Here is a 12,657-nt window from a genome sequence, read left to right on the forward strand (position 1 = left end):
GACGCCCCAATGCTCGCTCGCCGCTTCACCATCGTGTGCCTGATGATCATGCTGTTCGGCATGGGTCTGTCGGTGCTGGTCGCCGAAAAGAGCCGCCTCGGAACGGTTCAGCGTGGCACGATGACCGCCTGCGACATCACCAACCCGATCAGTTGCGCCATTCCCTTCGCGCGCTAGGCGCAGAGCCCATAATCCTGTCAGGATCGGGGCTCACCATCGCATGCTGGCGCTATCCATCAGCCGTATTCCCCGCTAAACGCATCGCATGTCGAAAAGAATCGCCGGTCCTGAAATCGAACGCCTGATCCAGCTCCTGGCCAAGGTGCCGGGGCTCGGGCCGCGTTCCGCGCGCCGCGCAGCACTCCATCTCATCAAGAAGAAGGACCAGCTGATGTCGCCGCTGGCGCAGGCGATGGGCGAGGCCGTTGCCAAGGTGCGGGTCTGCTCCTGCTGTGGCAATGTCGATACCAGCGATCCCTGCACGATCTGCACCGATCCACGGCGCGACCCGGCAACGCTGATCGTCGTCGAAGACGTGTCGGACCTGTGGGCGTTGGAGCGCGCATCAGCGCTCAACGTGCGCTACCACGTTCTCGGTGGCACGCTCTCGCCGCTCGACGGCGTGCGGCCGGAGGACCTGAACATCGCCTCGCTGGTCTCGCGTGTCGCCGAAGGTGGCACCTCCGAGGTGATCCTCGCCGTCAACGCGACGGTCGAGGGACAGACAACCGCGCACTACATCACCGACCAGCTAGCGGGGCTGGACGTGAAGGTCACGCGGCTCGCGCATGGCGTGCCGGTCGGCGGCGAACTCGACTACCTCGACGAAGGCACACTTACAGCCGCGCTCAAATCACGTACGGTGTTCTAAACACCCACCCTCTGCGGAGGACGAACCATGAAGACACGTTTCGCCCTCATCCTTTCCTGCCTGATCGGCCTCTCAGCTCCCGCCACTGCGAAGGATATCAATGCGCAGTTCCAGGGCTGGCTGAAGAACGAGCTGTGGCCGCAGGCAAAGGCGCGCGGCATCTCACCCGAAACTTTCAACGCCGCCTTCAGCGGCGTGAAGCCTAACTTGAAGCTGCCCGACCTCGTGCTGCCGGGCCAGAAGCCGGAGACGCCGAAGCAGCAGCACCAGGCCGAGTTCGGCTCGCCGGGCGCCTACTTTGCCGAGAAGACGATCTCGGCCGTCACATCCGGTGGCCGTGCACGCGCCGGGCAGCTGAAATCCGCGCTCGACAGGATCGAACAGCGATACGGCATTCCACGCGGCGTGCTGCTGGCAATCTGGGGCCGCGAGTCCGGCTTCGGCAGTGCCAAGATCCCCTACAACGCCTTCGAAGTTTTGGGCACCAAGGCATTCCTGGCCACGCGCAAGGAGATGTTCCGAAACGAGCTGCTGGCGGCCCTTGAAATGATCGAAAAGCGGCAGGCGCCGATCTCGGCCATGAAATCGTCCTGGGCCGGCGCGCTAGGGCAGCCGCAGTTCATGCCGAGCTCGTACCTGCAATATGCCGTCGATGGCGACGGTGACGGGCGCGCCGACATTTGGGGCTCGGCGGCAGACACGCTGGCATCGATCGCCAACTACCTCACGAAGAAGGGCTGGGTGAAGGGTCGCGACTGGGGCTTTGAGGTCACCGTGCCGGCAAATGTCTCCTGCTCTCTCGAAGGCCCCGACCGCGGCAGAAAGATCGCCGACTGGGCGGCGATGGGAATTACCCGCGTCAGCGGCCGCCCCTTCCCTGAACACGAGGCAAGGCAGGAAGGATTTCTGCTGATGCCGGCGGGCCGCTCTGGCCCCGCTTTCATCGTCACGCCGAACTTCTACGTGCTGAAGGAATACAACTTCTCCGACAACTACGCGCTGTTCGTTGCCCACGCCGCTGACCGCATCGCCTATGGCGACAAGCAGTTTACAGCCCAATGGGGTAAGGTCGGCGGGCTCTACCGCTCCGACATCGCGGCAATGCAGCGGGCGCTGGAAAAGCTCGGCTACGACGTAGGCTCCGCGGATGGCCTGCCGGGCTTCCGCACCCGCCGCTCGATCGGCGAATGGCAAGCCAAAGCCGGCATGCCTGCCACCTGTTTCCCGGACAAGGCGATCGTCTCCGCACTGACGAAATAGCACACCCCCGGTTGCATTTTCGCCTCGCTTCGATGATCGATTGATGAGGAAGGATCGCAGACGGTTCACGAGGAGGAACGGATGAACCTGTTTTCAATTGCGAAGATTGCGGCAGGGGTGGCCGTGAGCGGCACCATCCTCGCTGCGTGTACCGTCGTGGTCGATGAAGGCCCGGGCTATCGCCCGCCACCGCCCCGACCGACGCCGCCACCGGTCGCCTGCACACGCGAGTACCTGCCGGTCTGCGCACAGCGCGGCGGCCAGCGCCGCACATTCGGCAATGCGTGCATGGCGCGCGCGGAGGGCTTCAGCATTCTTGGCGATGGCGAGTGCCGCTCAGGGTCGCCGTCGTCTGGTCCTGGCAGCGACTGGAACCGTCCGCCTTCCGGCCCCGGCGGCAACTGGAACCGCCCGCCGGAGCAGCGCGCCTGCACGATGGAGTACCGCCCGGTCTGTGCACGACGCGGCAGCCAGACACGTACCTTCGGAAACGCATGCTCGGCCGAGAGCGAGGGCTTCCAGATCGTCCACAATGGCGAGTGCGGGCGCCCAACGCGCATGTAACGGCTCACGTGGCGCGGGAACCATGCCGCGCCACGCTGCCTCTGAGGGCAGAAGGGTTAACCTTGCTGCCCTACTCGAAATCGCGCCTGATCGCCCTATAATGGGCCATGGAAAAGCGAACCTATAACGATCCGATCCCTGTCATCTCGACGCCGGAGCCGTTTCCGCGTCAGAGCTTTACTGACGCGGCCGAGGCGGTGCGCGCGCTCAAGCAGCTCTATCAGCGCAGCACTGCCTTCCTGCGCGACTCCTTCCAGTCGCTGGCGACCGGCGGCGACCAGCACCAGCGGTTCCGCGCGTTTTATCCGGAAGTCCGGCTGACGACCTCTTCCTACGCCCAGATCGACTCGCGCCTCGCATATGGCCACGTGACCGGCCCCGGCGAGTACGCCACCACCATTACCCGGCCCGACCTCTTCGAAAACTATCTCACCGAACAGCTGGGGCTCCTCATCCGCAACCACGGCGTGCCAATCAGTGTCGGCGACTCCGACACGCCGATCCCGCTGCACTTCGCCTTTCTCGAAGGCACCTATGTCGACAGCAGCGTCGCCGAAGTGCTGCGGCGGCCGCTGCGCGACCTGTTCGACGTGCCGGACCTCAACACCACTGATGACCACATTTCAAACGGCACCTATGAGCCCGCACCCGGGGAGCCGATGCCGCTCGCGGCCTTCACTGCCCAACGCATCGACTATTCGCTGCACCGACTCACTCATTATACGGCGACGGGCCCCGAGCATTTCCAGAATTTCGTGCTGTTCACGAACTACCAGTTCTACATCGACGAGTTCTGCGCGGTTGCGCGCAAGCTGATGGCCGATGGCGGCGGTGGCTATGAGGCCTTCGTCGAGCCGGGCAACATCGTGACGCTCGCAGGCTCCGGGCATCCGGACGAAGGCACGACGCCGATCCGCATGCCGCAGATGCCGGCATATCACCTCAAGAAGCCGGGCAACAACGGCATCACCATGGTCAATATCGGTGTCGGGCCGTCCAACGCCAAGACGATCACCGACCACATCGCGGTGCTGCGGCCACACGTCTGGCTGATGCTCGGCCACTGCGCGGGCCTGCGCACCAGCCAGGCGCTGGGCGACTACGTATTGGCCCATGCCTATGTCCGCGAAGACCACGTGCTCGACGATGACCTTCCGGTCTGGGTGCCGATCCCGGCGCTCGCGGAAGTCCAGGTCGCACTCGAGGAGGCCGTCGCCGAGGTGACGGGCCTTTCGGGCTACGACCTCAAACGCATCATGCGCACTGGCACGGTCGCCACCATCGACAACCGCAACTGGGAACTGCGCGACCAGCGCGGTCCGGTGCAGCGCCTGTCGCAGTCGCGAGCCATCGCGCTCGACATGGAGTCGGCGACGATCGCCGCCAACGGCTTCCGCTTCCGCGTGCCCTACGGGACACTGTTGTGCGTCTCGGACAAGCCGCTGCATGGCGAGCTGAAGCTGCCGGGCATGGCGACTGAGTTCTACAAGCGGCAGGTGGCGCAGCACCTGACAATCGGCTTGCGTGCGCTGGAGAAGCTGGGGCAAATGCCGTCCGAGCGGCTTCACTCCCGCAAGCTGCGCAGTTTTGCTGAAACCGCCTTCCTGTAGAGCGCGCTCACCTTATGAAATCGACCGTTTTCCGGCTCATCGTGCTCGCCGCCCTGACGGGCATCGCGGCTGCCCTCAGCTTCGGCTATCTCGGGCGGCTGCATCCTGCCCTCGACTCCTTCTCGCATTTCCGCGTGCACCTGGCGGTATTGCTGTTGATCCTTGTTCCCGTCCTCCTGCTGGTCAGGCTGCGGATCGAGGCGCTGTTCGCGGTGCTGCTGGGCGGTCTGACGCTCGGAACGACGCTCTGGGAGGGCGCGGGCGCGACACCCGCGCATGCGAGCGGCGCGGTTGCCGGGCCGGTCTACAAGGTGCTGCATCTCAACGTCTATTACCGCAACGAGCGGCAGGATGCCGTGCTGTCGCTGATTGGCGAGGTGCGGCCTGACGTCGTGATGCTGAACGAGGTCTCCGCGCGCTGGCACGAAAAGATCAGACTGCTGGAGGGGGCGTACCCCTACACACTGATCTGTCCGAAGCCTGACGACCTCGGCGGCACCGCGATCCTTTCGCGCCGGCCCTTCGCGACGGGCTTCCATCCCCAATGCGGAGCAAGAGGTGACGTTGCCCACCTCCGTTACGACTTTGGCGGACAGGCAGTCGACATGATCGCGGTGCATCTCGGATGGCCGTGGCCGTTCCACCAGCAGAAGCAGATGCCGCGCGTCCTGCCACTGATGCGCGAGGTCGGACCAACAGCGATTCTCGCCGGCGACCTCAATTCAGCGCCGTGGAGCTACTCTGCCCGCTCGCTGGCCGATGCCGCCGGCGCACGCATCCTGCGCGGACTTGGCTCCACCTATCTGCACCGGATCGCTCCCGACTGGCTGCGCCGGACAATCGGCTTGCCCATCGACCATGTCATGGTGAAGGGTGCGGTCGTGCCGGTAAGGCTCCAGACCATTGAAGGTGGCAACTCCGACCATTTGCCGGTGCTGTTCGAGTTCACCCTGCTGCCGGAAGAGAAGCCGGCCGAGGTGAGACAGGCGGCGGTAAGGGAGTAAGGGAGTAAGGTAGCCCGGCGCGACGTTGTCGCACGCCTCCACCCAGTTCCTTAGTCCCTTAGTCCCCTACTCCCCTAGCCCCTTACATGTTCGGATAGACCGGACCTTCGCCGCCCTGCGGCGGGACCCAGTTGATGTTCTGGTTCGGGTCCTTGATGTCGCACGTCTTGCAGTGGACGCAGTTCTGCGCGTTGATGACGTAGCGGACATCGACGCCCATCTTGTCGGCCGCGGCGTTGCCGTCAGCATCCACCCATTCGTAGACGCCAGCGGGGCAGTAACGGCTCGACGGACCGGCGTAGACATCGTGCTCCGAGCGCTTCTGCAGGTCCATGTCCTTTACCTGCAGGTGGATCGGCTGGTCTTCCTCGTGGTTGGTGTTCGACAGGAACACCGACGACAGGCGGTCGAAGGTCAGCACCCCATCAGGCTTCGGATACTCGATCTTCTTGTGCTTGGAAGCCGGCTCCAGCGACTCCGCGTCGGTCTTGCCATGTTTCATCGTTCCGAACGGCGAGAAGCCGAAGATCGAGTTGAGCCACATGTCGAGGCCGCCAAGGCCGACGCCGAGCCACAGGCCGAACTTCGACCACAGCGGCTTCACGTTGCGGACCTTCTTCAAGTCCTTGCCAATGTCGCTCTCGCGCCATGCAGCCTCGTAGCCGGTCAGCTCGTCGTGCTCGCGGCCGGCGGCGATCGCCTCGGCAACATGCTCGGCTGCGAGCATGCCGGAGAGTACTGCGTTGTGCGAACCCTTGATGCGAGGAACGTTGACGAAGCCCGCGGAGCAGCCGATCAGCGCGCCGCCCGGGAAGCTCAGCTTCGGCACCGACTGGTAGCCGCCCTCGGTGATGGCGCGAGCGCCGTAGGAGATGCGCTTGCCGCCCTCGAAGGTCGGAGCGATCGCCGGATGCGTCTTGAAGCGCTGAAATTCCTCGAACGGCGACAGGTACGGGTTCTTGTAGTTCAGGTGAACGACGAAGCCGACCGCAACCAGATTGTCCTCGAGGTGGTAGAGGAACGAGCCGCCGCCGGTCTCGCCGCCAAGCGGCCAGCCGAACGAGTGCTGCACAAGACCCGGCTTGTGGTTCTCCGGCTTGACCTGCCACAGCTCCTTGAGGCCGATGCCGAACTTCTGCGGCTCGCGGCCATCCGCTAGGTTGTACTTGGCGATCAGCTTCTTGGCGAGCGAGCCGCGCACGCCCTCACCGATCAGCACGTACTTGCCGAGCAGCGCCATGCCGGGAGCGTAGTTCGGGCCCGGCGTGCCGTCGCGCTCCACGCCCATATCTCCGGTAATGACGCCGGTGACTGCGCCATTCTCGTCATACATGAGGTCGGCGGCAGCAAAGCCCGGATAGATCTCGACGCCCAGCGCTTCGGCGTGACCAGCGAGCCAGCGGCAGACATTGCCGAGTGAGACGATGTAGTTGCCGTGATTGTTCATCAGCGGCGGCATCAGCACGTTCGGCAGCCGCAACGAGCCTGCAGGCCCGAGGATCAGGAACTGGTCGTCGGTGACCGGCGTCTTGAACGGATGGTCGCTGTCCTCGCGCCAGTTCGGCAGCAGGCGGTCGATGCCGATCGGATCGACGACCGCGCCGGAGAGGATGTGCGCGCCGACTTCGCCGCCCTTCTCGAGCACGACCACGGAGAGATCAGGATCGAGTTGCTTCAGGCGGATCGCGGCGGACAGGCCTGCTGGCCCTGCGCCGACGATCACCACGTCGAACTCCATGCTCTCCCGCTCGATATCGCTCATCAGCAGCTCCCTGTGCGTAGACCCGTCGGCATTTCCGTGCTTGCGCTCATATCCTATCGCGCTGCAACGGGAAACAGTCGATATTGTTCAAGCTAAGGTAAGTACCAGTTTCCGCCTATGAATACTGCAGCAGTTCAATTCCTCGGCGGATAGGTGGCGGAATGTCGCCGCAGCGCTTGCAGGACGCCGCCCCGCGGGCGACAATAGGGGATGCTGACCGCAGACCCGAACGCATCCTTCCCTGACCTTGCCGACCTGCTGCGCTTCTACGCCGAAGCGGGCGTTGACGAGCCATTGCTGGAAGAGCCGGTCAACCGCTTCGAGGAGCAGGCTGCTGCGCGTCAGGCCGCGATGGCGGCCCCAGTTCTCCCCGACGAGGAGCAGGCGGTGCGGGCGCGCGAGGTTGCCGCCAGCGCCCAGTCGCTCGATGAGTTGTGCGAACTGTTGCGCAATTTCGATGGCTGCAACCTGAAGCTGACCGCCAAGAACCTTGTCTTCGCCGACGGCAACCCGCAGCCGGACGTGATGCTGGTGGGCGAGGCTCCCGGGCGGGACGAGGACATCGAAGGACTGCCGTTCGTCGGCCGATCTGGCCGCCTGCTCGATGCGATGCTTGCCGCGATCGGCGTGTCGCGCAAGACCAACGCCTACATTGCCAATGTCGTGCCATGGCGCCCGCCGGGCAACCGCACGCCCACGCCACTCGAAACCGAAATCTGCCGCCCGTTCATCGAGCGGCAGATCGAGCTTGCGCGCCCGAAAATTCTCGTCGCGCTTGGCGGCCCGTCGGCGAAGGTGCTGTTGCATGCGAACGAAGGCATTCTGCGCCTTCGCGGCAACTGGAAGGTCCATCGCACGGCCTCGGGCGTAGAAATCCCGACCATGCCGACGCTGCATCCGGCCTATCTGCTGCGCAACCCAGCGCACAAAAAGCTCGCCTGGCGCGACCTGCTCGAGATCGCGGCCAGGCTCGACCAGATGCGCGCCTGATCAGGCGGCGACCGTATCCGGCCGCCGCAGCGGGATGGCCTCGAGCCACGCGAAGCCCCCCACCGCAACCGCCTGGACGATCACAAATGCCGCGCCCAGCATGTTCGGCTGCACCAGCCCGAGCATCATGATGGCAAGGCTCGCGACTGTCCAGCTCGCGTTGATGAAGACGATCTCCCGCAGCCACGACCTGGGAATTTCAGGCCGGAACGCCATCATCAACAGGAAGGCCGCGATCGGCACGAGCGCGACGCCCGCCCAGAACAGGAGGCCTTCCGGCAAGGCGAGCCAGGCCGAGAGCAGCCCCGCTCCGAAGATGGTGATGGCTGCGGCGGCGAAGCCCATCACGGCATCGGCGATAAGAGTGGCGCGCAGGAATGGTGAGTTCGTAACGGTCATCGGGCATCTCCTTCGGTTGAACCAGGATGCCCTCAGGTTGAGCCACAACGCGGCGCAAAGCGATTACGTGGGAGGTAATAGAAATACGGCGGATCCGCGCCTAGGCTGAGGCGTCCTCAGGGAGGCCGACACGATGGAACAACTGAATGCGGGTGCGTTGATCCGAGAATGGCGCCAGCGGCGCCGTCTGAGCCAGCTGGATCTTGCGCTCGACGCCGAGATTTCACAGCGGCACCTCAGCTTCATCGAAAGCGGCCGCGCAAGACCTTCGCGCGGGATGGTGCTGCGTCTTGCCGAGCAGATGGACGTGCCGCTGCGCCAGCGAAACCGACTTCTGATGGCTGCAGGTTATGCGCCGAGCTTTAGCGAGCGAGAGCTGGATGATCCGGCGCTCAAGCCCGCGCTGGCTGCCGTGGAGCAGGTCCTTATAGGTCACGAACCATTCCCGGCGATCGCAGTGGACAAGGGCTGGAACATGCTCAAGGCGAATGCTTCCGTCGGGCCGCTCCTGGAAAGCATCGAAGACCTCGCCCTGCTTGAGCCGCCCGTCAACGTGCTGCGCCTGTCTCTGCATCCCAAAGGGCTTGCGCCGCGTATCGTCAATCTCGGCCAGTGGCGCACGCACCTTCTGGAGCGCCTGAGATTGCAGATCGAGAACTCGGGCGGCCCGGGGTTGCAGGCGCTCGAAAAGGAACTGTTGTCCTATCCCGGTCCAGCTGCGGCGCATGAACCAGATGCGGCGCACAACATCGCCGTGCCGTTGCGAGTGCGGATGGGGGATCAGGTTCTCAGCTTCATCAGCACGATCACCGTGTTCGGCACGCCTCTCGATGTCACGCTGTCAGAGCTAGCGATCGAGTCGTTCTTCCCCGCAGATACCGAAACCGGGGACTATCTGCGCCAGCTCGCCACCGCGACGTGACTATTGGGGCGGCGATACCTTCTTCGCCTTTGCCCGTTCGAGACCGAGCTGACGCTCGCGCACGACGATGAAGATGCCGGCGCTGATGACGATGGCGCCGCCCACCAGCGTGTAGATCGTCGGCAGCTCACCGAAGACGAGATATGCGAAGACGATCCCAAGCAGCAGCGACGTATACTCGAACGGTGCGACGACCGACGCCTCGGCATAGCGGTACGCCTCTGTCATCAGGATCTGCGCGAGGCCGCCGCAGATGCCCGCGCCGATCAGCGACGCGACCTGGTATGGCTCAAGAGCGTTCCATCCGAACGGGATGGTGAAGAGCGAGATCACCGTCGCGCTGGCCGAGAACCAGATGACGATGGTCGACGTACGCTCGGTATGGACCAGCTTGCGGACCAGCAGCATCGCGATCGCCGACATGGTCGCACCGCCGAAGGCGGCAAGGACGCCAATTGCCTGTCCTGTTTCAGCCGGTGCGCCGGACGAGAATAACGTCAGCTTCGGCCACGAGACGACCACGACGCCGAACAGGCCGACGATGACTGCCGACCAGCGGTAGACGCGGATCAGCTCGCCCATAAACAGCGCGCTGAAGACGACGACCAGCAGGGGCTGGGCGTAGTTCAGGGTGATCGCGTCGGGCAGCGGCAGCCGGGTCAGTGCGAAAAAGCCGAGGCCCATCGAGCTGACACCGACGAGGCCGCGCATGATGTGCCCGACCGGATTTTTAGTGCGCCAGGCGCCCTTCATCTGGCCCTGCAACCACAAGACCAGCATGATTGGCGGAATGGCAAATAAGGACCGGAAGAAGACGATCTGGCCGGCGGGTACGTCGCCGGCCACCTTGATCAGGCCATTCATCATCACGAAGATGGCCACCGAAGCGACCTTGAGGAGGATGCCGTGAACCGCGTTCTCAGCTTGGCTGGAAGATTCGACCGGCAATCAGGCCCCCTCAGTTACGTGACGTCGCCTCCCTGATCGCTGACCAGACACGATTCGGCGTCGCTGGCATGTCGATATGGTCTATTCCGTACGCTCTGTGAAGGGCGTCCTTGACCGCGTTCATCACCGCGGGAGCCGCACCGATCGTACCAGCCTCGCCTGCTCCCTTGATGCCAAGCGCATTGGTCGTCGAGGGCACGTTGCGGGTCGAGAAGTTGAAGTTCGGGAAGTTGTCGGCGCGCGGCATGCAATAGTCCATGAAGGTCGCCGTCTGGAGCTGCCCATCCTCGCCATACACCGTGTTTTCGTAGAGCGCCTGCGCGACGCCCTGGGCGATGCCGCCATGCACCTGTCCGGCGAGCAGCACCGGGTTCACGGTGATGCCGAAGTCGTCGACGCTGACGTAGTTGACGACATCGACCTCGCCGGTCTCCGGATCGATCTCAACTTCGCAGACGTGGGTGCCGTTCGGATAGGTCGCTTCGTTCTGGACGAACTCGCCGAAGCCCTTCAGGTCATCGGGCGACTTCGCCGCCTTTGCGATTGCCGAATAATCCATGCGGCGGTCGGTGCCGACGATGCGCGCCTCACCGTCGACGAGTTCGATGTCGGCGGGCGAGGCTTCGAGCTCGTCCGCGGCAATCTTGCGGATCTTTTCGGCGAGGTTCTCGCCGGCGCGTGCGGCCGAAACGCCGCCGAGCGGAATCGAACGCGAGCCGCCGGTGCCGCCTCCCTTGGGCAGACGGTCGCTGTCTCCCTGGATCACCTTGATGCGGCTGGGGTCGAGGCCGAGCGTGTCGGCAACGAACTGCGTGTATGCGGTGGCGTGGCCCTGGCCGTTCGACTGGGTGCCGATGTCGAGCGTGACGGAGCCGTCTTCCTCGAGCTTCACATGCACCGCTTCCGAGCCCGGGAAGGCGCAGGCCTCGACATAGGACGCCATGCCGATGCCTCTGATCTTTCCGCGTGACGTCGCTTCCGCGAGCCGGGCTTCGAAGCCCGCCCAGCCGGCAACCTCCATCGCCTTTTCCATGTGCCCCTGGAACTCGCCGGTGTCGTAGAGACGGCCGGTCTGCGTGCGGTAGGGAAGCTGCTCCGGCTTGATGAAGTTGCGGCGGCGGATCTCGTCCGGCGTGAGTCCAAGGTCGCGCGCACAGGCATCAACCAGCGTCTCGACCAGGAAGGCCGCTTCCGGACGGCCCGCGCCACGATAGGCGTCGATCGGGGCGGTGTTGGTGTAGACCCCGAGGATCGAGACATCGAGCGCCTGAATGTCATAAACGCCGGTCGACATGGTCGCGCCGATGAAGGGGATCAGCGGGCCGACCTGATGGGCATAGGCGCCGAGATTGGCGATCATGCGCACGCGCATGCCGAGGAAGCGGCCGTTCTCGTCGAGCGCCATCTCGGCTTCAGTGACGTTGTCGCGCCCGTGGGCATCGACAAGGAAATGTTCGGTGCGGTCGCCGGTCCACTTCACCGGACGGCCCAGCCGCTTTGCAGCTTCCAGCACCAGCGGATGCTCGCGATAGGTGCAGGCCTTCGGGCCAAAGCCGCCGCCGACGTCCGGCGTCACCACGCGGATCGTCTCCTGCGGCACGTTGAAGACCTGGTCGGCGAGGATCCTGCGCATCGAGTGCACGCCCTGCGAACCGGTCGTGAGGACGAAGCGCTCCTCGTCGGCGAGCCATTCGCCGATCGCCGCGCGCGGCTCCATGTAGTTGCTGACGAGGCGGTTGTTGAGGACGCTTATCTTCGTCACGTGCGCCGCTTTCGCGAACGCCTCGTTGGTCCGCGCCTCGTCGCCGAGCTTGTATTCGAACGCCTTGTCGGGTGAGGTCGCGGTGTCGGCTATCGCCTCCTCCGCCTCGTACTCGATCTCGATCAGTTCGGCGGCGTCCTGCGCCTGCGCGCGGGTCTCGGCGACGACGAAGGCAACCGCATCGCCGACATGCTCGACCCGGTCGCGGCAGAGAATCGGAATGTCGCGCGTCGGGGCCTTCGTGCCGTCCGGCTGCGGCATCATCAGCGTGGACCTGAGGTCGCCGAGGTGCGCGAGATCAGCGCCCGTCAGGACGAGATGAACACCGTCCGCCTCCCGCGCGGCCTCGGTCGAGGTGATGGTGAACGTGCCCTTGGCGATGGGCGAGCGCAGCACGTAGCCGTGCAGCATGCCTTCCTGGCGAATGTCGTCGGTGTAGCGTCCCTTCCCCGTGATGAAAGAGCTGTCCTCGAGACGCAGGACAGACGCACCTATCCCGAACTTGGGCGTCATGACGGTCATTGATTTTCCTCCCTCGGGGCCGCATCTGGCGCCCGGTGCAATT

12 protein-coding genes are annotated in these 12,657 nt (G+C 64.5%); 8 read left to right on the forward strand and 4 right to left on the reverse strand.

Annotation, left to right across the window (positions count from 1 at the left end; translation table 11 throughout):
* The first annotated feature begins 9 nt into the window (after window positions 1-9).
* The 6 genes from L630_RS23150 (at window position 10) to L630_RS0109760 (ending at window position 5,309) form a co-directional block, all read left to right on the forward strand.
* Window positions 10-177: a hypothetical protein gene (locus L630_RS23150; protein ID WP_186441300.1), complete on the forward strand. Its 168-nt coding sequence runs from the start codon at window positions 10-12 to the stop codon at window positions 175-177.
* 88 nt (window positions 178-265) lie between these two features.
* Complete coding sequence (recR, locus tag L630_RS0109740) at window positions 266-871, forward strand: recombination mediator RecR (protein WP_024848070.1); 606 nt, start codon at window positions 266-268, stop codon at window positions 869-871.
* Window positions 872-898: 27 nt separating this feature from the next.
* Entirely contained in the window at window positions 899-2,131 is a 1,233-nt protein-coding gene (locus L630_RS0109745) for a lytic murein transglycosylase (RefSeq protein ID WP_034329881.1), read from the forward strand.
* An 81-nt stretch (window positions 2,132-2,212) separates the two neighbouring features.
* Window positions 2,213-2,695, forward strand: coding sequence for a Kazal-type serine protease inhibitor domain-containing protein (locus L630_RS0109750; RefSeq protein ID WP_024848072.1), 483 nt, complete (start codon window positions 2,213-2,215; stop codon window positions 2,693-2,695).
* 107 nt (window positions 2,696-2,802) lie between these two features.
* Window positions 2,803-4,305: an AMP nucleosidase gene (locus L630_RS0109755; protein ID WP_024848073.1), complete on the forward strand. Its 1,503-nt coding sequence runs from the start codon at window positions 2,803-2,805 to the stop codon at window positions 4,303-4,305.
* Window positions 4,306-4,319: 14 nt separating this feature from the next.
* On the forward strand, window positions 4,320-5,309 hold the full coding sequence (locus L630_RS0109760) for an endonuclease/exonuclease/phosphatase family protein (protein ID WP_024848074.1): 990 nt from the start codon (window positions 4,320-4,322) through the stop codon (window positions 5,307-5,309).
* Between the two features lie 82 nt (window positions 5,310-5,391).
* On the opposite strand, the gene L630_RS0109765 is transcribed toward L630_RS0109760, so the two are convergent.
* Window positions 5,392-7,071, reverse strand: a complete 1,680-nt coding sequence (locus L630_RS0109765; RefSeq protein ID WP_024848075.1) for an electron transfer flavoprotein-ubiquinone oxidoreductase — start codon at window positions 7,069-7,071, stop codon at window positions 5,392-5,394.
* 210 nt (window positions 7,072-7,281) lie between these two features.
* On the opposite strand from L630_RS0109765, the gene L630_RS0109770 reads away from it, so the two are divergent.
* Window positions 7,282-8,061 carry a uracil-DNA glycosylase gene (locus tag L630_RS0109770; RefSeq protein WP_024848076.1) on the forward strand — a complete coding sequence of 260 codons (780 nt, stop codon included), beginning with the start codon at window positions 7,282-7,284 and terminating at the stop codon, window positions 8,059-8,061.
* On the opposite strand, the gene L630_RS0109775 is transcribed toward L630_RS0109770, so the two are convergent.
* Complete coding sequence (locus L630_RS0109775) at window positions 8,062-8,460, reverse strand: hypothetical protein (protein WP_024848077.1); 399 nt, start codon at window positions 8,458-8,460, stop codon at window positions 8,062-8,064.
* Window positions 8,461-8,593: 133 nt separating this feature from the next.
* Here L630_RS0109775 and L630_RS0109780 point away from each other — a divergent pair, with 133 nt between their 5' ends.
* Window positions 8,594-9,382 carry a helix-turn-helix transcriptional regulator gene (locus L630_RS0109780; RefSeq protein ID WP_024848078.1) on the forward strand — a complete coding sequence of 263 codons (789 nt, stop codon included), beginning with the start codon at window positions 8,594-8,596 and terminating at the stop codon, window positions 9,380-9,382.
* On the opposite strand, the gene L630_RS0109785 is transcribed toward L630_RS0109780, so the two are convergent.
* Together L630_RS0109785 and L630_RS0109790 are read right to left on the reverse strand one after the other, a co-directional pair.
* Window positions 9,383-10,330, reverse strand: a complete 948-nt coding sequence (locus tag L630_RS0109785) for a DMT family transporter (protein ID WP_024848079.1) — start codon at window positions 10,328-10,330, stop codon at window positions 9,383-9,385.
* A 10-nt stretch (window positions 10,331-10,340) separates the two neighbouring features.
* Window positions 10,341-12,614: a xanthine dehydrogenase family protein molybdopterin-binding subunit gene (locus L630_RS0109790; RefSeq protein WP_024848080.1), complete on the reverse strand. Its 2,274-nt coding sequence runs from the start codon at window positions 12,612-12,614 to the stop codon at window positions 10,341-10,343.
* Window positions 12,615-12,657 lie beyond the last annotated feature (43 nt).

This window comes from Aminobacter sp. J41 (assembly GCF_000526635.1).
Taxonomy (GTDB): Bacteria; Pseudomonadota; Alphaproteobacteria; order Rhizobiales; family Rhizobiaceae; genus Aerobium.